The sequence below is a fragment of the Nostoc sp. TCL240-02 genome, assembly GCF_013343235.1.
In the GTDB taxonomy this organism is placed as follows: domain Bacteria; phylum Cyanobacteriota; class Cyanobacteriia; order Cyanobacteriales; family Nostocaceae; genus Nostoc.
Genome location: NZ_CP040094.1, coordinates 6044949 through 6067088, shown reverse-complemented (window position 1 = coordinate 6067088; position 22140 = coordinate 6044949). Strand labels below are relative to the sequence as shown.

Annotated in this window: 17 protein-coding genes; 5 read left to right on the top strand and 12 right to left on the bottom strand. The window is 39.0% G+C overall.

Features of this window, described 5'->3' with window-relative positions; translation table 11 throughout:
- Nucleotides 1-8: 8 nt before the first annotated feature.
- Nucleotides 9-518, bottom strand: coding sequence for a hypothetical protein (locus tag FBB35_RS25855; RefSeq protein ID WP_174712010.1), 510 nt, complete (start codon nt 516-518; stop codon nt 9-11).
- A 333-nt stretch (nt 519-851) separates the two neighbouring features.
- The gene (locus FBB35_RS25850) at nt 852-1202 is read right to left on the bottom strand and encodes a histidine triad nucleotide-binding protein (RefSeq protein ID WP_012408957.1); all 351 of its coding nucleotides are present in this window, start codon (nt 1200-1202) and stop codon (nt 852-854) included.
- A 556-nt stretch (nt 1203-1758) separates the two neighbouring features.
- Between FBB35_RS25850 and FBB35_RS25845 the strand changes: the two genes are divergently transcribed.
- The gene (locus FBB35_RS25845; protein WP_174712009.1) at nt 1759-3705 is read left to right on the top strand and encodes an APC family permease; all 1947 of its coding nucleotides are present in this window, start codon (nt 1759-1761) and stop codon (nt 3703-3705) included.
- A gap of 29 nt (nt 3706-3734) precedes the next feature.
- Nucleotides 3735-4340: a Uma2 family endonuclease gene (locus FBB35_RS25840; RefSeq protein WP_174712008.1), complete on the top strand. Its 606-nt coding sequence runs from the start codon at nt 3735-3737 to the stop codon at nt 4338-4340.
- A gap of 84 nt (nt 4341-4424) precedes the next feature.
- Here the strand turns inward: FBB35_RS25840 and FBB35_RS25835 are convergent, their stop codons facing one another.
- From FBB35_RS25835 to FBB35_RS25795, 8 genes are all read right to left on the bottom strand, one after another.
- Nucleotides 4425-8018 carry a hypothetical protein gene (locus FBB35_RS25835; protein ID WP_174712007.1) on the bottom strand — a complete coding sequence of 1198 codons (3594 nt, stop codon included), beginning with the start codon at nt 8016-8018 and terminating at the stop codon, nt 4425-4427.
- Nucleotides 8019-8161: 143 nt separating this feature from the next.
- The gene (locus tag FBB35_RS25830; protein WP_217481675.1) at nt 8162-8518 is read right to left on the bottom strand and encodes a hypothetical protein; all 357 of its coding nucleotides are present in this window, start codon (nt 8516-8518) and stop codon (nt 8162-8164) included.
- Nucleotides 8519-8745: 227 nt separating this feature from the next.
- Nucleotides 8746-9858: a hypothetical protein gene (locus tag FBB35_RS25825; protein WP_174712006.1), complete on the bottom strand. Its 1113-nt coding sequence runs from the start codon at nt 9856-9858 to the stop codon at nt 8746-8748.
- A gap of 163 nt (nt 9859-10021) precedes the next feature.
- Nucleotides 10022-10651: a response regulator transcription factor gene (locus FBB35_RS25820; RefSeq protein WP_174712005.1), complete on the bottom strand. Its 630-nt coding sequence runs from the start codon at nt 10649-10651 to the stop codon at nt 10022-10024.
- A gap of 359 nt (nt 10652-11010) precedes the next feature.
- A complete protein-coding gene (locus tag FBB35_RS25815) occupies nt 11011-12693 on the bottom strand; it encodes a PAS domain S-box protein (protein WP_302480998.1) in 1683 nt (560 codons plus the stop codon).
- A gap of 3 nt (nt 12694-12696) precedes the next feature.
- Nucleotides 12697-13740 (bottom strand): cache domain-containing protein, encoded by a 1044-nt coding sequence (locus tag FBB35_RS25805; RefSeq protein ID WP_174712003.1) that lies wholly within the window; start codon nt 13738-13740, stop codon nt 12697-12699.
- Nucleotides 13741-14676: 936 nt separating this feature from the next.
- Complete coding sequence (locus tag FBB35_RS25800) at nt 14677-15456, bottom strand: SDR family oxidoreductase (protein WP_174712002.1); 780 nt, start codon at nt 15454-15456, stop codon at nt 14677-14679.
- 157 nt (nt 15457-15613) lie between these two features.
- Nucleotides 15614-16453: a nuclear transport factor 2 family protein gene (locus tag FBB35_RS25795; RefSeq protein ID WP_174712001.1), complete on the bottom strand. Its 840-nt coding sequence runs from the start codon at nt 16451-16453 to the stop codon at nt 15614-15616.
- A gap of 84 nt (nt 16454-16537) precedes the next feature.
- Here FBB35_RS25795 and murG point away from each other — a divergent pair, with 84 nt between their 5' ends.
- Together murG and FBB35_RS25785 are read left to right on the top strand one after the other, a co-directional pair.
- The gene (murG, locus tag FBB35_RS25790) at nt 16538-17611 is read left to right on the top strand and encodes an undecaprenyldiphospho-muramoylpentapeptide beta-N-acetylglucosaminyltransferase (RefSeq protein WP_174712000.1); all 1074 of its coding nucleotides are present in this window, start codon (nt 16538-16540) and stop codon (nt 17609-17611) included.
- Between the two features lie 38 nt (nt 17612-17649).
- On the top strand, nt 17650-18966 hold the full coding sequence (locus tag FBB35_RS25785; RefSeq protein WP_174711999.1) for a hypothetical protein: 1317 nt from the start codon (nt 17650-17652) through the stop codon (nt 18964-18966).
- A 252-nt stretch (nt 18967-19218) separates the two neighbouring features.
- Here FBB35_RS25785 and FBB35_RS25780 read toward each other — a convergent pair whose 3' ends face one another.
- Nucleotides 19219-19872: a response regulator transcription factor gene (locus FBB35_RS25780; RefSeq protein ID WP_174713769.1), complete on the bottom strand. Its 654-nt coding sequence runs from the start codon at nt 19870-19872 to the stop codon at nt 19219-19221.
- The gene (locus FBB35_RS25775) at nt 19872-21137 is read right to left on the bottom strand and encodes a sensor histidine kinase (protein WP_174711998.1); all 1266 of its coding nucleotides are present in this window, start codon (nt 21135-21137) and stop codon (nt 19872-19874) included. The genes FBB35_RS25780 and FBB35_RS25775 overlap by 1 nt, the downstream gene beginning before the upstream one ends.
- Nucleotides 21138-21526: 389 nt before the next feature.
- On the opposite strand from FBB35_RS25775, the gene FBB35_RS25770 reads away from it, so the two are divergent.
- On the top strand, nt 21527-22045 hold the full coding sequence (locus FBB35_RS25770) for a Spy/CpxP family protein refolding chaperone (RefSeq protein WP_174711997.1): 519 nt from the start codon (nt 21527-21529) through the stop codon (nt 22043-22045).
- The last annotated feature ends 95 nt before the right edge of the window (nt 22046-22140 follow it).

Below are 22140 nucleotides of genomic sequence, written 5' to 3'. Positions count from 1 at the left end.
AATCCGACTTATTTCAGTTTAGCCAGACCATTAAGATTAAACTTCTCTAGCCAATCTGCGCGATCGCTAGCTGTAAATGACGAATCGCGGGAAAGTGCTTTTACTTGGTACTTACCTACCAAAATTGCAGTTTGCGTCTTACCAATTTCTACTGCGGGATAACCGCCAATTTTCTTGGTGCTTTTCGAGAACTTTGCTGCTGTACTAGGTGTGCTGGTAGTATCAGAAATAGACAGCAATGCTACATCTTTACCACCTTTTTTCAACTTCGCTTCTGCAAAGCCTTTTTTCTCTTGGGTAAAGACACGCTGGTAGCCATCACCTGCACTAGGGAAAAGTTTATTAAACTCGCTACCCTGAGTTGCATTCTTAGCCACGGCTTGACCGCGTTTTTGTTGAGTGCTTTCTTTTTGCGCCTGGTCAAAACGTCCAGGTGCTTTTGGACTACAGGCTGTTGTCAGTAATACCACTGACAGCAATAAAGCAGCTACAACCCTACGCCCACGGTGTAAAATCATTCTTGGCTTCTCCCTATACTTGAACTTTGAGGCAATTATCTGCGCTGCTAGCAATTATTACTCGTAAAATTTACTTTTTGATAATTATTGCTTAAGTGCTTAACATACCAATAAACTCAACGCAAAAATGCCCCCTTTCAGCTACGGTGTACATGAGATACACAACTACATTAGATCCTCCTAAATCCCCCGATAAATTGGGGGACTTTGACTCCTATTCCCACCTTTTTAAGGAGGATCTAAATGCTGTGGGACAACTTTAAAAGACTTGTGTGTACACCGTGGCTCTTTCAGGAGAGTGTCTTTGATTTATAGATAAGCATTCAGGTTTGATCAACCAGGGGGCCAGTCTAATTGCCGTCCTCCCAAAATATGCAAATGTAAGTGGTAGACAGTCTGACCACCATCATCACCAGTATTGATCACAACTCGATAACCGTTTTTCAGTCCAGCTTCTTCTGCAACACGTTTGGCCGTTAATAAAAGATGCCCCAACAGAGCATGATCCTGAGATTCAGCATCAGCTAGTGTGGGAATGGGTTTTTTAGGAATGACGAGAATGTGAACAGGCGCTTGGGGGTGAATGTCTTTGAAGGCCAGGGCTAAATTATCCTCATAAACAATATCAACGGGGATTTCCCGACGAATGATTTTGCTGAAAATCGTTTCTGTAGTTTCACTCATAGCATCTACCTAATCATCTGCTAGAGATTTTAAAGGTTTACTGTAGTTTCTAGATCATCTACACAACAAAATACTCTTTTCTGCGTTCGAGTCTTCCATAGATAAAATTAGAATGAATATTATAGGGTGCGATCGCTCTTAGCAAAGCATTAAATACATAAATGCAAAGTGGCTTTTCACCAGAAATCGCCTCTGAAATAGTTATGAATATAGCAATTTTGGCAGTAAAAGCCGTAATTACACTGAGGCGCTCGCATCAGTAATTTCCATCTTCGGTACTCGTAAATCCATCAGCACCCTTTTTTAGAACTGATGCAGATCAAAAATGCTAAGGATGCGAAAGCTTTAATTCCAAAATATTCGCATACGACATTAATTTTTCCCAATACCGGAAGCTACACTCGATCTTCATCCGTTAAACAACTTATATATTTTGTAAATCGGACAGGATGCTTAACCTACAATAATAGTGCTATATATTTGTAGTTAAAAATTTTAATAAACCACGAAGGCTTAAAAATCACAAAGCCGGACTTTTGCAAAACAAACGTATTTGATGAGTAAATCAATTGCTTCAACAAAACAGCTCGGCAGTCAGTTAATCCTCTGGTTGCTTGAAGAAGACCGACGAGAGAAGAAAGGGCCTTACCGGAAGGAAGAAGCACATCGCCAACATCCTTGGTGGCAGGTAATGTGTTTGACTGGTGTAGATTATTTCTCTACCCTTGGCTATCAACCTGGAATTGCAGCACTGGCGGCTGGCGCTCTTTCTCCTATAGCTACCCTGATTCTAGTTTTGCTGACGCTCTTTGGAGCATTGCCAATCTATCGGCGGATTGCTGCCGAAAGCCCTCATGGTGAAGGGTCGATTGCAATGTTAGAGCGTTTGCTACCTTGGTGGCAAGGCAAATTACTTGTGTTATGTTTACTCGGCTTTGTGGCAACCGACTTTATTATTACCATTACGCTGTCGGCTGCTGATGCTACAGCCCATATCATCGAAAATCCCCTTACCCCAGATTGGTTTCACGGTCAGACGATCGCAATTACCCTAATATTAGTTGCATTACTAGGCGTAGTTTTCTTGAGAGGTTTCCGAGAAGCGATTGGGATTGCAGTAGTTTTGGTGGCAGTTTATCTGCTGTTAAACTTCATTGTCGTTAGCGTCGGTGTGTTCCAGATTTTAACTCACCCAGGAGCGATCGCTAACTGGCAGACTGCACTTTTTGCCCGCCATTCCAATCCTTTTATCTTAATCGGTATAGCTCTTTTGATATTTCCCAAGCTAGCACTGGGATTATCAGGCTTTGAGACTGGCGTAACCGTGATGCCCCTTGTCAAAGGTAACAGCAGTGACACTCTCAAATATTCCAAAGGGCGGATTCGGAATACACGCAAGCTGCTCACCAGTGCTGCTCTGATTATGAGCTTCTTTTTGCTTACCACTAGCTTTATAACCACTCTACTGATTCCAGTCGCAGAATTTGCATCTGGGGGCAAAGCTAACGGACGGGCTCTTGCTTATTTAGCACATTTGTATCTAGGCAACGCCTTTGGCACAATTTACGATCTAAGTACTATTTCTATTTTGTGGTTTGCAGGTGCATCTGCAATGGCGGGGCTGCTGAATATTGTGCCTCGCTACCTACCACGCTATGGTATGGCTCCCAATTGGGCACGGGTAACGCGACCTTTGGTGTTAGTCTACACAGCGATCGCATTTGTTGTCACAATTATCTTCAGGGCAAATGTAGAAGCCCAAGGTGGGGCTTATGCAACTGGTGTGCTTGTATTAATTACCTCAGCAGCCTTTGCTGTCACCTTATCAGCCCACCGTCACAGAGAAAAGCGGGCAAAACTGGTTTTTGCTACTATTACACTGTTATTTCTATATACCACTATTGTTAATATCATCGAAAGGCCAGAGGGGATTAGAATCGCTGGTTTTTTCATTGGTGCGATCATTTTTACCTCGCTGGTTTCTCGTGTTTGGCGTTCAACGGAACTGCGAGCAGAGCGGATCGAAGTTGACGAACTTGCTGCCCAATTCCTTGCTGAAGAAAGCCAAGGAGCAATCCGACTGATTGCAAATCGATTGAATACGGGTGATGTCCTAGAGTATTTTATGAAAGAGAAAGAGGTACGCGAAGATAACCATATTCCGCCCAACGATCCAATTCTTTTTCTAGAGATTCAGGTATCAGATGCTTCAGAATTTGCGGATATCATCAAAGTAAGAGGGGTGCAAGTTGGTGATTATCGCATCTTGCGGGCTGAGAGTGCAGCAGTTCCTAATGCGATCGCAGCTTTACTGCTTTATATTCGTGACCAAACAGGTAAGATTCCCCATGCCTACTTCGGTTGGGTTGAGGGAAATCCCATACAATACTTACTGCGTTTTATCTTGTTTGGAGAGGGCGATATTGCTGTAGTCACCCGTGAAGTACTCCGTCGAGCTGAAAAAGATCCCCACAAGCGGCCTGGCGTTCATGTCGGGGGTTGAGTAAGCATCTTGAATGATTGAAGAGGAAAATGACATATATCTCCCCAAAAAGCTTTACATTGGAAAATTTTCTCTCTCAATACCGAGATAATCCACGCTATGAATTGGCAGATGGAGAACTAATTGACATGGAACCCACTGGGCCACACGAAACGGTGGGTGGCAAACTAGCAACCCAAATTGGTATCTACCTTGTTGCAGAACAACTCCCTTGGTTTATTCCTCGCACTTGTTTAATTTACCCCTTTGCAGATGCAGCTACAGTTCGTCGCCCTGATATCGTAGTTCTGGATGAAACTGTTCTCAAGCGTGAACCCCTTTGGGAGCGAGAGCCTGTAATTACGCTGGGACGATCCATTAAACTGGTGGTTGAAGTTGTTAGCAGCAACTGGGAAACTGATTATGCTCGCAAGGTTGAGGAATATGCGCTCTTAGGCATCCCTGAATATTGGATCGTAGATTATCGAGGATTAGGGGGTGTGGCATTTATTGGTAAACCCAAACAACCTACTTTCACTGTCTGTCAATTGGTTGAAGACACCTATACTCAACAACAGTACCGACTCAATGAATTAATTAACTCGCCACTTTTGCCTAGTCTGCAACTTCGCTTAAATGACATTCTGCCTCGTTAGGTGTAGGTGTATAGCCCATCGTAAACATCGCCTGCTTTAACCCTGTCATGAGAAGTGCGATCGCCTCTAGTGAAGCACTGTCAGTTAAGTAGGATGGGTTAAGCGATTTGTATAATCATGAATCTGTTTTTTGCTATTACTTAATAATTCTTCTAGGCTTAAGCTCCATAAACTGATTCTTTGCTCAGAATTAGCTACGGCGATCGCACTTTTATCTTTCTCTAAACTACAATATATAAAAGCAGCACTAATAGAAAAATTATCATTTCCTTCAATAGTCTGTAGCAAACTCCCATCAGCAGTATTCCAGAGTCTGATGGTTTGATCCATGCTAATTGCAGCAACAATATCACTATCAGGAATAAAACCGATACTCATCACAAGCTTGTCAGAATTTCCTTTAAGTATTTGCTGATAGTTATTATTAGGATTCCAAAGTTCAATTTGGTGAGCTTTATTTTCTGTCATACTAGCTGTGCTAATTATCCCGCCATTATGACTAAAACCTACATAATAAGCAGCACTTTGATACTCTCTATGGGCGAGTAAATCACCGTTAAGATCCCACAGTTTTACAGTCTTGTCAGCACTAGCTGTAATAATCATTCTGCCTTCAGGGCTGAAAGTGACCATATTGACTTGTTCATTATGCTTTGCTAAAATCCTACTCTCATCATCAATATTCCAAAGTATTACCGTTCCATCAAGATAGACTACTGCAATCTCTGTCCCTTGTGGATTAAAACTTATACTCTGAACATCACTTTCATGTTTTGAAAAGTGATATATCTGGTTGCCTTCAAAATTCCAAATTTTAACTTCATTCTGACTAGTTGTAGCAATAGTTTCTCGTTTTGGATTGAATTTAATATCAATATCAAAAACCCTGTCATCATGACATTTAAAGCTACTTAATAGTTCACCATTACGATGCCAAACTTTGATAGTTCCATCTTGACTGGCTGTAGCAATCGTCTCACCATCAAAACTGAAATCAATCTTTGAAATTTCACTAGAATGTCCATCAAATTTCCGAGTACAATCCCAAAATTTTATAGTTTTATCAACACTACCAGAGACAAGAATTTTGCTATCAGAACTAAAACTGACTTTTGTGACACTATCTCTATGTCCCTTAAAAAGTCTTTTAGAACTACCATTTTTGTCCCAAAGAGTAATCAGACCATCTTCGCTGGCTGCTGCGATTGTTTCACCATCTGGGCTGAAGGTAACATAATTAAATTTTGCTATATGTTTTTTCTTATTTTTCATTGATGTAACATTTCCATCAATCTTCCAAAACCTGATATATTCATCCCATCCAGATGAAATCAAAGTTTTACTATCACTTCCAAAACTTACTGCTGAAACTTCCTTAGAATGCTCTTCAGGAATGCCTTTTATCTCTTTTTTTTCTACTAAGTCCCAAAGTTTTATAGTGTGGTCTTTACTAGCAGAAGCAATCAGCTTACCATTTGGACTAAACGCCACATTGATCACACCATCTTCATGACCACTAAGAATATTTAACAGGTCTCCATTTTGGTTCCAAAGCCTGACGGTTTTATCTTGACTGGCAGAAGCAATAATTTGACTGTCTGGGCTGAAGCTAACACCAATCACCCGATGACTATGGCCTTCTAGAGTCTTATATAGTATCCACTGGGTTTTAGCGTCTGTAGATTTTTTCCAAAGTTTAATGGTTTTATCCCGACTTGCAGAGGCAAGCATTTTGCCATCGAGGCTGAAACTGACATCCATCACCTCATCTTCATGTCCCTCTAAAGTTTGCAACCAATTCCCATCAAAGCTCCAGAGCTTGACAGTTTTATCATCACTAGAAGAAGCGATTGTTTGGCCATCTGGACTGAAGCTTACCCCTGATATACAATCTCTATGTCCCTGAAAACTATTCTTTTCCGCAATTTCGTCAAAGATTTGCCCAAAAGTTACTAGAAAATGCAATCTTACATCTGCGCGAATTTTAGTATTGGGTGATTTTTGCAGCAGTTCTCCTGCTTCTATTAGTTTAGTTAGTGCCTCCAGATTATTATTATTCCTTGAATTGTTTCGTGAGTTAGCAAGTGCAGCAGAAATTTCCTTTTCTAAATTATCTTGCGTGAGATGCTTTTCATGGTCTTGGCTTTCTTGTTCATCATCAATACTAGCTTTGATAAACTCATTAATATAGGGTTCTAATTCTGCAAAAACATTTTCTTGTCGTAATTGTAAAACTCTTTCTAGTTTAAAACCACGCCATAATTCACTAACTGCTTTTTTCTGATCGGTTTTAATTTTTTGCCAAATGGTTGCAGATTCTTTCAATTGTCTTTCTAAAATAATCTGTTCTTCATGTTTAGTGATCCAATCCTGCAAACGTGACCAGGAATTAATTAAAGCTTCATGAGCAATTTCTACCGTATCTTCTTGACGACCACTAATTAATAAACGATGGTCATTAATTAGCTCATTAAGAATTGTTGCTAAATCTTCATCTTCACTGATAAATATAGACTTATTTTCTCGTTTACTAACTCTCTTTCCATCCCCCGTAATGGTGACTAACTTAATAAAAATATCTTCAACTGCTTTCTCCCGTCCTTGAGATTCAAACTGTTGGTAGATTTCCTCCGCTCGCTGTTGTAGCGCACCCCCAACACGCCCTAAATTTTTATAGGTTTCTTGATTGAGTAATCTATCCGATAAATCATCCTCTTGCCACAACAAACCAAGCGTATATTGCAACAGAGGCAAAGACCTAGATTTACCCCGAAAATCATTAATAATTTCTTCAATCAATTCCTCATCAATATTTACTCCATGAGTCGCAGCTGGATTTCTTATGGCTAACTTCAATTCTCTATCTGTCATTTCTGTTATAAAACGGATATTACCTTCGATTGCCTTTTGAAACTCTGGAAAAGGAGTGAGATGATCAAAAAAGTCTGTCCGCATTGCCAAAATAATTTTAAGAGAATTATCTTTCCCTTCTGACTGTAAATTAATTAAATAATTTAAGTTTTCAATAAAAAGTATCCGCTCATTTTCATCAGTCGTTTGGCTAAAAATTTCTTCAAATTGATCAATAAAAATTATCCAGGAATCACTTTTGCCATATCTTAATTGTTCAATAATACTAGATAAATTTAGCTGGAGGTTGTCAACAGTTTTAATAAGTTTTTTTATTTCAGATTTATTGTATGATTTTAATTGTTTAGGAAGAGATATTTGTAATTCATCAAAAAAAGCGTCAAAAGGAGCATCTCCAGGAACAAAACTCAATTCAGCAAATAGTTTATTCTTGTGAGAAAATTTAGGAATAATTCCTGCTTTTACCAAGGAAGATTTACCACTTCCTGACGCACCCAGGAGGAAAATTAAATTATTCTTCTCTAAGTATTTCAATAAATCAATTATGAGCTTTTTTCTACCATAGAATCGATTAGAGTCATTAGTAGTAAATGACTCTAACCCTAGATAAGGGGAATTTTCATCGACAGTTTCAGAGACTTTTTCTTCTTCAGGATCATCACCATAAAATATGTTTATTTGTTTGCTATAATTACCAACTTGTACTCCCTTTCCACCTCTTAAGTCCATTATCTTATCGCTATCATCATAATTATTCATGAGTGAAGTTACTTCTCTAAAGTCAAAGTAATGATCAAAAATATTCAATATTAAACCTCGTCAATGTTGAAACATTAAGTTTCTAATTATTTCAGACGTGTCATTGCGACGTAAGGAAGCAATTTCAAAGTCTTGTTATAAAACTAGGGTTAGCAAGGTAGACGAGGTTTAATTGATATTAATTAAACGTATTAGAAGGTATTAGTTTGTGTTTGTGTGCTACTATCCCCAGCAACTTGAACTCCCTTAGCTCCTCGAAAATCATATTTACCAGTTGAAGCTCCTTCAGGATCTTCTTTTTTCAGAATTTCCCTAATTTCCTCCGCTTTTTTTAAAACGTCATCATTTTTATCAACACCAGCTTTGGTAATTTTGTCTTTTAAAGAACCTTCTACTTGCTTAATTTCTTCTGGTTTTGCATCGATCATTCCTTGGGCAAAGGGATCACCTGCAAACTGGTTCTTAATCAACGTCTTTAAAGCCTCATAGGCATCCTTAACAGCTGTTCCTGCTGTATCTTTAGCAGCAGCAGTAGCCCCAGCAACCAAAGCAGTGAAAATGAGTGTAATTGGGTCCATGATTTTTAACTTCTGAGATTTAGAGAATGAATTTCTTACTGTAAATTTGCTGTTGATGAGAAGGTACGTTTTGAATGAATACTTTTGGCTTGTTGATTTTACGATCGCTTAACTGAAGCTTGACTGGAGAGCCATCGCAAACAATCACGGCATGACTTTCACAACTTACCTTGTGAGAGTCTATTAAAATTTAGAACCTAAAGTGAATGAAGATTTTTGACTATTTTCCCTAGACCTTCTGCTACTTCGCTCACATACTTCGAAGCCTTATTAGCTTTCTCTAGAGGAAGATCATTAAACATTGTTGCTAACTCTGGTGTCAAACTCGCTACACGCGTTGTGCCTTTAGGTTTAGGTAATTGAGGACTATATATGTTGTTTTTATTTTTATTGATGATCTGAGAAGCTTCAACCATCTCTCCGTATTGCTTCTCGTCTATCACCTTTCGACTGTTACTGTATTCCTTTATGGCAGCATTAATTACATTCCTATCTAGCGTGTTCCCAGTAGGATGTTTTTCTACATAATCTCTAACTTGTGGTATGTATTCAGAACGCAGCCCAGTCATTCCCATTATCATATCCAACTGAGTATTGGACATTTTGGTAAGAATATCTGAAATGTCAGCGGGCAGATCCCCTGCATTCGCCGATATTTTTAAGTCTGGGACAAGTTGAGCAAGTTTTTCATCATCTTTTTTGATTTGTGACAAGTATGGTTCTTCACCAACACCTAATGCTACGGGTTTATAATCGCAAGTCCACTTTGTCTCTGGACCCTGATTCAGCTTAGATGTTATAACTCCAAAAGTATTCCTGCTCTTGTCATAAAAAGAAACATCATAGACCGTTTTCTTTTCCTGAGCATTTAAACTGACTCCCCACTTGTTACTATAAGTGTCGTAAAGTACTCTTGCGCTACAGGGTGGAATATTTGCATAATTATTTGGCTTACTTGCGTTAGGTTGATACAATTGCACCAATGCAATAAAAGGGGTATTATTGATAATTATTAGCTTCCCTTTTTGTTCTTTTATTACTTCAGGTTTAGCATCAGATTGGGTATCTTGGACAAACTGTAGCTTGCTATTCTGAGGTACAGCTTCAGCTATTAAATTAGATGAAGATGGCTTGTTACTAACACTGCTTAATAGGTGCGATTTTGCTTGAGCTTCTTTTTGTAAAGTATTTGAGGAAATCTGATTTTTTTGATTTAAAAAGTCAGTTGATACTAAAGCTTTAACTTGAGGCACGCTAACTGTCGCTATTGATAACCCAGTAATCAAAGCATAAACTTTCACAGATTTCATTCTTTTTTTCCTTTAAATATTGAAGTGCGATAGTTATTACCTAGAATAGTTGCAGTAATTTAGCAATTATGCTTACTAAGTTAATATTCTGAGCATAGAAAACTAGCTCAAATTTGTCCCTAGCGAAATGTTGGGTTTTAAACCTATCAAAATGTGAGGTGAACTACAACCTGACAATACCCCGATTCAGCGCGGTGACTAGGGCTTGAGTCCGATCGCTAACGTTCAACTTGCCGAAAATATTATTGGTATGAAATCTGACGGTACTCTCAGCAATATTAAGGACATTGCTAATCTGGTGGTTATTCTTGCCCTTTGCTATCAAACGCAGCACTTCTAACTCGCGATCGCTCAATTCCTCACTACCCATCCGCTCGGCTAGCTTGGCTGCTATAGTGGGCGGAATATACCTTTGTCCTTGATGAACAGTGCGAATCGCATCTAAAAGTTCGTTCGGTTCAGCGCCCTTGAGGAGATAGCCCTTTGCACCCGCCCGTAATCCCCGATAGATATCTTCATCACCATCAAAGGTAGTCAACACAACGATTCGGGCGTGTTTAAACTTAGTACAGATGGCTGCGATCGCATCAGCACCTTCCATCTTCGGCATTCGCAAATCCATCAGCGCTACATCGGGTTGATGTTGGCGGAAAAGTTCTAGCGCTTCTCGCCCGTCGCCAGCATGGCCGATTACAGTCATGTCTGGCTCACATTGAAGAAACATTGTTAAAGCTTGTCCCAAGATGGGATGATCGTCAGCAATCAGGATGCGAATAACATTGGATTGACTCATGATCGTTTACTCTCGGTGTTGTGAGGCAGCATTTGTAGCTAAGTTAAATGATTGCGTTCGCGGAGCGTGTCCTAGACAAGCGAAGCATCTAAAACTCAGACTTGGATTGAATTTGCTGTCAAATGCAACTAAATAGGGCGTTGCTAATTAGTGAGATGAATTTTGTTTCGTCCATTCGCTGTCAGGCGTTCCCGCAGGGTAGGCGCAAAAGCTCAAAGAATCTAGGTTTACCCTTGGCTAAAAATCTTAATTCATCAGGCATTTATGCAACGCCCTAAATAGATATCCACAAAAAACGAGAATTTTACGCAAATTACACTAATTTTTATCTGGTTTAGCGAATAAATCTATCAGCTTGGCTATAAATCATTAATCTCCCCCTGCTTGCGTGCTATTTCTTCATGTCTCCTCCCGTTGACCAATACAATAACTTCTGTTCCCTGTCCTGGCGAACTCTGAATTGTTAGTTTTGCCCCGATGCGTTCAGCCCGTTCGCTCATGACTAAAAGCCCAAAGTTATTGATAACAGATACACTGGCGATGTCAAACCCTCGTCCATCATCTTTGATTCGCAAGCTGCACTGGCTTTCTTGATATGCCAGTTCAATTTGGATTTCTCCAGCTTGGGCATATTTGAAGGCATTGGTTAATGCTTCTTGTCCAATGCGGAGTAGGTTATTTTCAACATCTGGAGACAAGGGGTATATCTCGCCTATTAATTGGCAGACAATATGTGTATTGGTAGGGGAAAACATCTGTGTAGCGAAGCGATTAAGAGCATTAAAAATGTCGCCGTCCTCCAATAATTGCGATCGCATTGCTTTGATCGAACGGCGTGCTTCAGTTAGCCCAGAATGAGCTAAGTCTCGCCCTGCTTTGATTAATTTCTGTGCTACTTCTATATCTGTTGTCAGTTTTCGTGAGGCGGTGTCTAAGTGGACAATAACAACGGTGAAGGCTTGTGCTAAAGTATCGTGAATTTCCTGTGCCAAGCGGTTACGTTCTGCCAATACGGTTGCTTCTTCAGCCTGTTTACGACTAGTAATATCCTGTATTGCAGCCATCCTGATGGTACGCCCACGATATGACATGACTCTGGCTCTGATCTCAGCCGGAAATGTGCTTCCATCCTTACGCAGACAAACGGTTTCATAAATTCCTTCATCTCCTGAGCGAATCTTCTGCATCACCTGTTCCCGGTATTCAGGAGCAGTAAAATTCATGACACGCATACCAAGCAACTCAGAAAATTCATAACCAAACATCTCAGCACAGGTTTGATTAGTGTCTAAAAGTATGCCTTGCTCGGTAATAGCGATCGCTTCAAATGTTGCCTCTGCTAATAGCCGAAATCGCGTCTCGCTTTCTAGAAGCGCTATTTCTGCCTGCTTGCGTTCAGCTATTTCTCGTTGTAGTTCTAGAGTACGTTCAGTAACCTGTTGTTCTAAAATCGAATTATAATCAGCTAGAATCTTCTCTGCTTTTTTGCGTTCGGTAATATCAATACAAACGGTGAGCGCATATATTACTTTCCCTGATTCATCAAAAATTGGGGTACTTAAAACTTCTACAGGGATAGTTTTATTTGGGTGGCGAAACTCAAGATTATCAACATGGACAGTTTTACCAGCTAAAGAATATACAATTGGCAGTTCATCAGCAGGGCATAACTGGTCAGTTCCAGCTAGATAAATTTGATAATATTCTGCTATTTTTCCGTATTCGATAGATGGTAATAATTCTACGTTGACTAACTGTTGTGAAGCTCGATTAGTATAGTAGAGTTGCCCACTACTATCATCTATCGAAACACTCACAGGTATAGCTTCAAGAAATTGTTTCAGGCGGGTTTCACTTTGCAATAAAGCTTTGTTTAAATCCTGCATTTCCGAAAATTTTTCTTGGAGTTGATCTGCCATACTATTAAATGACTTGGCTAAGTCCCCCAATTCATCGGAACGCTCTATTTCTATTCTTTTTTCCCATTCTCCTTGAGCAAGCGCTAAAGCTGATTTTTTTAAAGCTACAATTGGTTGAGTAATCCATCATAAAATTAAAACACCGACAGCTACAGCAACGATCAAAGCAATAATACACAGCACAATAGTGGTGCGGGTATTAGCATTAATTTCTTCCATGAAGTCATCTTCTGGGACAACTACCACAATTAACCAGTCAAGTCCCCGATTATCTTGGAAGGGTAAAACTTGAATAAACTGCCGCTTACCATGTATCGCAAAATCTAATTGCTTCGAACTATTAACTGAGTTAAACTCATGAAATTGTGTTTTTAAACATTTAGCAGCAAATTGTGTTTTTATATCCTTACTATCTATAGCAAAAAATGGCTTAATTCTATTTTCTGCTAATTGTAATTCTAAATTATTTGAGCGGAAAGGCTTTTCATTAGTTGAGGTTGCTACCAATCTTCCAGACTGACGCTCGATAATAAAACTTATTCCTGTTTTACCAATTTTTAACTTGTTCAGAAAAGTGCCAATTTTGGATAAGTTTAAATTTGAGAGTAATACACCTTGCAAATTTCCCTGTTTATCGTAAGCAGGTTGACTAGCAGCGATGTACAAGGCAATGCCAGAATTATGAGGATAAATTTCACTCCAAATTGGTCTTTCTTCTACTATCGCTTTGTTATACCAGTCACGTCTTTGAGTATCATAAGGTTTGCCAAAATCCTTTATTCCCGTGCGTGTGCCTTCTTTATTAGTAGTATAAGTCCGTAAATTATACTTAGTCGATTTACTAGATGCTCTGATTGTCAAAGAGCCATCAGGAAAGATTTCTGCTGAAATAAACTCTTTATTTTTATTTGCAAACCCAATTAGACTTACTTGATTAAATAGTTTTAATTGTTCAAAAAAGTAGTTTTCTAAGATAGAATAATCTTGTATATTTAATTGAGCAAGTTTAATAGAATTAGCATTATTATGATTAATTTGCTGGGTAGTTTCAAGAAAAGTATGCAGATTCTGCTGAACACGCTGGCTAATTTCACTTAGTAGCCGTGTGGCAATATTATTTACTGCTTTTTGCCCATTTTTGAATGAGAGGTAACCTGTTAAACTTACCACTGCTAAGATTTGCAGAATAAAGGGAATAATCAGAACGGTTTGCAGAGACGGTTTAACGGGAAGAGAAAGAAAGTATTGAAGATATGATATTTTGTTAAACAATAAAATATTCCTTTTATTGTAAAGATTATAAAATTAATTACTTAATAAATTAAACTTCAGAAAATTTTAAGTGTCTGAAGTAGAGAAGTAGTTCAGACTTTTTTAACTCCTCCTGCATTAACTACAGCGCTTTTATTTTGATTAATAATAAATGTTTTCTTGAAGTTGTATCGTCAACACTTTTCTTTGGATAACATATATGAATTTTATGTATGAGTAAAAATCATTTTTGCATAATCTAGTTCTAAAAAATGCATACAGAAAGATTAGTCCTAAAAAATCCCTCTTAGGATAGATGCTTATTTTGTTTTTTAATAAGCATAAACTATATAACTACAAGACAATCAAAACAAGTTCCGCAATTATCTACAACCAAAAACGATAATTTTTTGAGGAAATTGTAATTTTACGTATTTCCTCAGATTTTCCAACTAGCCTTAAAGGATGTTTGAAAAGTAGTTGCTTGTTATTCCAGGCTCTTATTGATCCCCCCTAACCCATGCCAGTCGCTCCAGTTTGCAAGACCAGAATCAAACTGCCACTTTTTAAGGCAATACAGTTCACATAAGACCAAAACACTTGTAGAGACGGCGATTTATCGCGTCTCAAAAACTCAAAAACCCACGATTTTATACAAGTAGCGCTTTGAACCGTATTGCTTTTTAAGGGGGATTTAGCAGGGTAATTTCATACGAAAAAATAAAAATACATTTAATAAAGTATTTTTAGTAACATCAAAATATTCCAAATCTAACCAACGGTTTTTTGGAAATGAGCGTAGTAAAATTTTCAAAATATGTGGGAGTGTTTAGAATTTAATCTTCTTCAATTGGATTACTTTTCTGTTCGCCGATTAACTAACGTAGCGCTAGCTTGGTCAACAGGCATCAGCACAACTTCGTTAATATTGACATGGGGTGATCGCGTCACACAGAAAAATATCACATCAGCCACATCATCTGCTGTCAGTGGCGTAACTCCCTGGTAGACTGTTTTAGCGCGTTCAGTATTTCCGTGAAACCGCACCTCGCTAAATTCCGTTTCCACCATACCAGGGTCAACGGAAGTTACACGTACCCGTGTTCCCAACAAGTCTTGTTTTAAACCTTCAGAAATAGCTCTCACAGCAGCTTTGGTAGCACAGTAGACATTGCCACCGGGATAGGTTTGATGTCCGGCAATGGAACCTAAATTTACCACATGGCCGCGATCGCGACTCACCATTCCCGGAACAACATAACGGGAAACATAAAGTAAACCCTTAACGTTAGTATCAATCATGTCTTCCCAGTCTTGAAAGCTGCCTTCGTGCAACTTGTCTAAACCACGACTTAGACCAGCATTGTTAATCAGAATGTCGATGTCAGACCAGGCAGGCGGTAGAGTAGAAATGGCAGATTCGACAGCGTTGCGATCGCGCACATCTAGCTGTAATAAATGAATTTCAGTACCAAATCCTTTAATAAGAGCATCTGCTAGCTGCTGCAAACGTTCTAACCGTCGTGCCGCTAAGATTAGTTTTGCACCCGCACCAGCGAAGATTCTCGCACAAGCAGTACCAATACCACTACTTGCGCCAGTAATCAAAATGATTTGATTTTGTAGGGAAGTCATTAGGATAGTTATGAAGTGAGGAGTTAATAGTTATGAATTATGAATTAGCACAAATTTCATAGTTCATAATTTATCATCAGTCGTCCATAACTCCTAATAGACGCGATGAATCGCGTCTATACTCTTAACTCTTGTACAGACGCGATAAATCGCGTCTCTATTTCTTCACCACTTGTAGACGCTGAGTTACCATCGTCATCCCATTACCTCGTAGGATGACAGCAGAAACCCATTGGCTACCAGGGGTGGATGGTGCTTGTCCCGTTTTAAACAGTCCACCGGATGTCAATAATTGCAAATCTACGGGTGTGGGGTTGAGAAACTTCTCTGGTTGGATGGTTTCCTCTAGCGCCGTTCCGAGGAGAAAATCATCACCAAGTGGCTCTTGGACGATCGCATCAAAATTATACTTCTGACCAACTTGTACCTGTTCTGGTAATTTAATATCAATTTTGGGTGGCTTGCTGCCAGAGGTAAGTAGGGTGCGTTCTGCCAAAATGTCTTGGCGGACGATTTTACCGCTTTCAATCCGCTGACGCGATTTAATCGTGGCATCGAGAGCCAAATTATTCCCGCTACCGGAGGGTAAGCCAGTTATTTTCGTCTCTGTTTCGGCAATAATCCCATTGCCTTCCGATTTTGAAGATAGCAGTTTGGTACTGTATTGTAATTTAGGATATCGTTGCCAAAGTAAAACCAAAGACTTTTCTAGGGTTTGGAGGTTTAATCCATCCCCATGAGTGAAAGAGGGGCTGTAGAATTGCAACACCCCTTTGACATCACCCTTACTGGCAGCTGCATCAACTTGTGTCAACAGGTTTTTTAAATCGGTTGGTGCATTTTGAACTGTACCAGTTTGGGCTAATTGCTGTGGTGTCGTCGCTTGAGTGCGTTGCCAACCACTTGTTAAACCAAGGGTTAGCAGGAACGAAACCAGCCAAATACTGGCTGGAAATTTGAGTTGGCGTTTTGCAAAAGCAGTAATAATTTTAGTCATTGGCAAGAGTTTACTGATTTGATGAGAGAAAGTCAGGAAATTGTTTTATCTTAGTTAAGCTAGACGCTAAACGGTAGAGGTTTGATGGCAAACGCACCGATACGATTATTAATAGCTGCCAGTGGTACTGGTGGACACTTGTTTCCAGCTATCGCACTGGCAGAAAAACTTCCAGATTATCAAATCGAATGGCTGGGAGTATCCAATCGGCTGGAAACTCAACTTGTCCCTAAAGAGTATCCCTTGAATACTATTGCAGTTGAAGGGTTTCAGCAAGGGTTTGGACTTTCTTCGATTCGGATCTTTGGTAAACTTGCCCTTTCGATTATAGAAGTCAGACGAATTCTCAAACAGGGAAATTTTCAAGGAGTATTTACCACTGGGGGTTACATAGCCGGGCCAGCCGTCATTGCGGCACGTTCCCTCGGTTTACCCGTGGTTTTCCACGAATCTAACGCCTTACCAGGTAAAGTAACTCGCTTTTTTGGCCCTTGGTGTAGTGCGGTAGCCTTGGGATTTGAAGTAGCTGCTAAGTATTTACCCCGTGCCAAAAATGTCTGTGTTGGTACTCCTGTAAGATCGCAATTTCTCGATGGGGAAATTAACTCACCCCTGGATTTAGCCATTCCTGATGGTGTTCCCTTAATTGTCGTCTTTGGTGGTAGCCAAGGTGCAGTTGCGGTTAATAAGTTAGTGCGCGAATCTGCAAAGGCTTGGTTTGATGCTGGCGCTTATGTAGTACATTTAACTGGCGATCGCGATCCCGAAGCAGATAGTCTCAAACATCCACAGTACATAGCCTTACCTTTTTACAACAACATGGCGGCATTGTTGCAACGAGCAACTCTTGCCATTAGTCGTTCTGGTGCCGGTAGCTTGACAGAATTAGCAGTGTGTGGAATACCAGCAATTTTGATCCCCTACCCCTTTGCCGCAGAAGACCATCAATCTTATAATGCAGACGTATTTACTTCATCTGGTGCAGCGTTAACACTGAAACAATCGCAGTTGACGGCGCAAGTATTGCAAAGTAATGTGTTGAATTTGTTGCAGTCACCGCAAGAGTTAGCAAAGATGGGTGAAAACGCTCATGCGATCGCAGTTCCCGATAGTGCCGAAAAATTGGCGCAATTAGTGCGTGAGGTGGTGGAAACATAACGTCGATTATTTAGTATTAGAAATTTAATTTCCAAGTTATGAATATCTTATCCAGCCCAAAATTTCGCTTCACAGTCGGTTGTGCTGCCTTATTATTTGTCAGTTTAGCAAATAGCCATTTATATACTCAGTCAAAAAATAAACAGCTAGCCCAACAAAATCAACCCTTTACGCAGCAAGAAAATTCTGCCGCAGTTCCATCACAGATTTCCCTCACTGCAAATTTTCAAAATCCTTTTGTTGCTCAACAAGTATCTGATGAAGTTATCGATCAGCAAAACACTTTTTTATCTCAGCAAAATTTGCTAGCTGCATCTGCACCCTATCCAATTGTCGATGAGTTCAAAAAATATAAATTTAGTATTAATGGTAGTCAGGTTGTTACCCCAGCAAAACTGCCAAGTAGTAAGGTTAACTTCAACCAAGGAGATTTATTAACTGTTCTAGTTAATACTAGAAAATATTTTCAAGATTACTCTTCAGAAGACCCAGATATTCTCCGTACAGGAATGCTTGCGACTCAAGGAGTAACTATACCAGATGTTCTCAACACTTTGAATTTCATGATTGCTGTCTTAAAGGAGGATATCGCTAATAATCGAGCTACTCGGTTGCAAGATCCTAACTTTATCAATACCAATTTTCGAGTTATTAAATGGTCTCCTTATAACCCAAAGAATAAACAGCAAAAACAATTACGAATTACTAAATATGCTGTCTTTACTCATCCAGGTTCTCGGAAGAAAACCTCTACTTTTAATACACCAATTTATAGCTTAAAAGACAACGCTAATAACGACAAATTCTATACGAAATACACCAAGCAGGATGTTTTGTCAGGTATTTATGAACCAGGTGGTAAAGAATTTGGAAAAGTTACCAGTCTCGCTTATCTAACCAGAAATGGTTTAGAAGAAGCAATTATGGAAGGAACAATATTAATTAATTTTACAGATGGTTATAAGGCATTTTTTAATGTAGACAGAAATAATGGAATGTCTTATATTCGCGGATTGAAAGCAACAGCACAAAAACGTTATTGGTATTTTAGAGAAGTTGATGCTATTAAAGGCTATGGATATAAAATAGGTGCAAAAATCTCTATCAAACCCGGAGTTACTTTTGCGGGAGATGTTTTGAATATTGGTTTAGGTAAAGTGGTCGTAATTGAGCATACTCAAGGTGGTCGCAAACATCTGCGAATGGGAGTAATTGCCGATACAGGGGGAGCCTTTTTACCCAATCTTTATCAGCTAGATTTTTTGGCAGGTATATTTAATAATAAAAAAGAATTTGGTCAGAAAATCAGTCAATTGCCTGACTATGCTACAGCATATTTTTTAGTCAAAAAGTAAGGGAATTCCAAACAATAGATTATTTAGTAACGATTGTCTTGAAAGCCAATCCGCTATCAATACCGTTCGGATAAGGTTTTTTGATGACACGCCCTAGATCACAAAGACGCGATAAATCGCCATCTTTACAATAATCAGTCCTTTGTAGAGACGGCGATTTATCGCGTCTCTTGCCTTAACCGAACCGTATTGATACCGCTACTATAATTAATTTAAAGGCTAAAATCACGAATTACGAATTATTTAACTTGGCTAATTCAAATAGGATAAATATGTGTTTGCCCAAATCGCCGCTTGAGTGCGATCGCGCAGATTTAACGTGTTTAAAATATTTGTCACATGATTTTTTACCGTCCCCTCAGAAATATAGAGTTCTTGAGCAATTTCTCGGTTACTAGCACCTGTAGCAATTAACCGCAAAACCTCTTTTTCTCTAGGAGTAAGTTCAGTTAAAGTAGAAGGTACAGGTGTTGAATGGATTGGTGTACCATTAGAAAACTGAGTTAACAGCTTTTTAACTATACCTGGACCTAATTGGGTATATCCTTTATAAACAGCACGAATAGCAACAGCTAATTCTTCTGAGGGCGTATCTTTTAATAAATAACCCATTGCCCCATTTTGCAATGCTGCTGATACATATTCATCATCATCAAAAGTCGTCAGTACTAAAATTTTAGTTGTGGGAAAACGTTTTTGAATTTCTTTCGTCGCTGCAACTCCATCCATAATAGGCATTCTGATATCTAGCAATAGTACATCTGGTTGAAATTCAGCAACCAAATTAATTGCCTGTTCACCATTTTCTGCTTCTCCCACTATCTCTAAATCCGGTTCTAATTCTAATAACGCTCTTAATCCTTGACGAATTAAACCTTGGTCATCTACTAACAATACTTTAATCATCATCTCAACCTCATTAAGGGAATATTAACTGTAATTTTGCAACCAGAACCAGGAGTGCTATTAATATTAAAGTCACCTCCAAGTGCTAAAGTGCGATCGCGCATACTATGAAGTCCAAAACCAGTAGTATTTTGCCCTAAATCAAAACCTCTACCGTTATCCTGAATTATCAATCGCAAATTTCCTCTTGCTGTAGCGAGTTCCAGTTTAACCTCGGTTGCAGAAGCATATTTAGTTATATTTGTCAAAGATTCTTGAGTAATTCGGTAAATAGCTGTGTTGATTTCAGGTGGTAAAGGATATTCGAGGTTGATTTGATAAATTGGTAAAATGCCATTGGAGCGATGAAAATTTTCTGCAAGGCTAGCGATCGCACGTTCTAAAGATTGCTCTTGTAAAGGATTAGAACGCATAGTAGAAACAGATTGACGAACATCTTTTAGTGCTTTTGAGCCTAATTCTTTTGCTGTTGCTAGAAATGTTTCAGCCTTACCTGGATTAGATTGCCATAGTTTTAATGCTGTTTCTAATTGCAGATTTAAAGCAGTGAGAGAATGTCCTAATGAATCATGAATTTCCCGAGCAATGCGGTTACGTTCTTCTAAGGTAGCTTGATTTTCAATTCGCATCGCATATTCACGGAGTTTTTCATTAGCGATCGCTAGCTTTTCTCGACTGTGCCGTTCAGATAATACTGCATTCATCATCAACAACACAAATACTAAGCTTAAGCCAAATACTAACGACCAATTTAAGCTAAGAAATCGAAATTTTTCTTGTGCTTGTGATGATGCTTGCAAATTAAATAACTGATATTTTAGTTGTGTCGTAAATAAGAATAATCCAAAGGATAGAGATGTAACAAATAAACGCCCAGGTAAATTAAATATTAGGCAACTACGAGTAACTAAAATTATGTAAAGAAAAGGGAATAGACGAGCAAATCTTTCACCAAATAATCCAGTTGTTAAAATTAATAAAATTTCAATTCCTGTGTATATTACCTTAGAAATCTGGCTACCTCTGGGTAATCTTAAGCCCATTAACGCAAAAAAAATCAAACTATAAATTGATAGTTCTGGTAAGAAATTGCAAATTGACAAGTCTGGAAATAACCCACAAATTGTTAGTTCTGGAGGTTTGGGACGAAATCGCCGTAAGGGAGGTGGTATAACTGCTGTCAATGCAGTAATTGCCAGTAGTGTCCACTCTAAATAAAGTAGAGATGGAAAAGGATGTTTCTTAATCTGAATTGGATGATTCATTGTGGCTTGGCTCAAGTTATAAATGAGTTAAAATTTTGGAGTATAAGTTAAAAATTCAGTATTATAAAGTTTGGAATATTTAAGTAGTATATTCCACAGTTTAAATTTTTCGTTGAGTTAAGAACTAATAGTAAATACGGGCTATACCAAAATATGCAGTAAAGCTAAATAAGTATTTATAAATCAATTATCATAAAAACGTTCATTATTTATATATAACTCCTAACTCCTCTCAAATACTCCCACCACCTAACTATTTATTGTTAATCAAATTTGTCAAAATTCAATCATGACTTTAGTCATGGGTAGAACCATGACTTTCTCCTCATGTAACTAGTAAAGATAAGTTCTTATGATAGTGACAACCAACCAGGAAAAACCCACAAGAAATGAAACTCAAAGCATTATCGCTAGTCGCTGGAGCAATCGCTCTAACTTTAACTGCAACCTCCTTCGCTGTTAATGCTCAAACAGCCTCTCCTTCACCCGTGTTACTTGCACAAACTCCACAAAAAGAAAGGGGCCCTTGGAAAAACTTGGGTTTGACAGATACCCAAAAAAGCCAAATTCAGGCAATTCGCCGCGATAGCCGCGCCAAATTTGAAGCAGTTTTGACCCCAGAACAAAAGGCAAAATTAGAAGCAGCTAAACAAGCGCGTCGGGCTGAGTGGCAAGCGCGTAAGGCTCAGGGTCAAACCGGCCAAGGTCAACGGCAACCAGGTCAACGTCGAGGAAAGGGTGGTTATGGTGACTTAAATCTGACTGAAGCACAGAAAACCCAAATGCGACAAATTCGGGAATCTGAGAAACAACAGATTCAAGCAATCCTAACCCCTGAACAGCGCCAAAAAATAGAGCAATATCGTCAAAATGCTCCTTCGCGTCGTCAACAAGGGAATCCTCAATAATAATCTTTTAAAAAATACTTAACTTGACTAATGCCCAGGCATTGTTTTCCATAGTCAAAAATTAACAGGCTTCTTGCAGAAGATGCGGAAAGGGG

Excerpts from the sequence above, each read along its gene's own strand:
- FBB35_RS25855 (WP_174712010.1), bottom strand. The coding sequence starts at position 518 with ATGATTTTACACCGTGGGCGTAGGGTTGTAGCTGCTTTATTGCTGTCA.
- FBB35_RS25850 (WP_012408957.1), bottom strand. The coding sequence starts at position 1,202 with ATGAGTGAAACTACAGAAACGATTTTCAGCAAAATCATTCGTCGGGAA.
- FBB35_RS25845 (WP_174712009.1), top strand. The coding sequence starts at position 1,759 with ATGAGTAAATCAATTGCTTCAACAAAACAGCTCGGCAGTCAGTTAATC.
- FBB35_RS25840 (WP_174712008.1), top strand. The coding sequence starts at position 3,735 with ATGACATATATCTCCCCAAAAAGCTTTACATTGGAAAATTTTCTCTCT.
- FBB35_RS25825 (WP_174712006.1), bottom strand. The coding sequence starts at position 9,858 with ATGAAATCTGTGAAAGTTTATGCTTTGATTACTGGGTTATCAATAGCG.
- FBB35_RS25820 (WP_174712005.1), bottom strand. The coding sequence starts at position 10,651 with ATGAGTCAATCCAATGTTATTCGCATCCTGATTGCTGACGATCATCCC.
- FBB35_RS25800 (WP_174712002.1), bottom strand. The coding sequence starts at position 15,456 with ATGACTTCCCTACAAAATCAAATCATTTTGATTACTGGCGCAAGTAGT.
- FBB35_RS25795 (WP_174712001.1), bottom strand. The coding sequence starts at position 16,453 with ATGACTAAAATTATTACTGCTTTTGCAAAACGCCAACTCAAATTTCCA.
- murG (WP_174712000.1), top strand. The coding sequence starts at position 16,538 with ATGGCAAACGCACCGATACGATTATTAATAGCTGCCAGTGGTACTGGT.
- FBB35_RS25785 (WP_174711999.1), top strand. The coding sequence starts at position 17,650 with ATGAATATCTTATCCAGCCCAAAATTTCGCTTCACAGTCGGTTGTGCT.
- FBB35_RS25780 (WP_174713769.1), bottom strand. The coding sequence starts at position 19,872 with ATGATTAAAGTATTGTTAGTAGATGACCAAGGTTTAATTCGTCAAGGA.
- FBB35_RS25775 (WP_174711998.1), bottom strand. The coding sequence starts at position 21,137 with ATGAATCATCCAATTCAGATTAAGAAACATCCTTTTCCATCTCTACTT.
- FBB35_RS25770 (WP_174711997.1), top strand. The coding sequence starts at position 21,527 with ATGAAACTCAAAGCATTATCGCTAGTCGCTGGAGCAATCGCTCTAACT.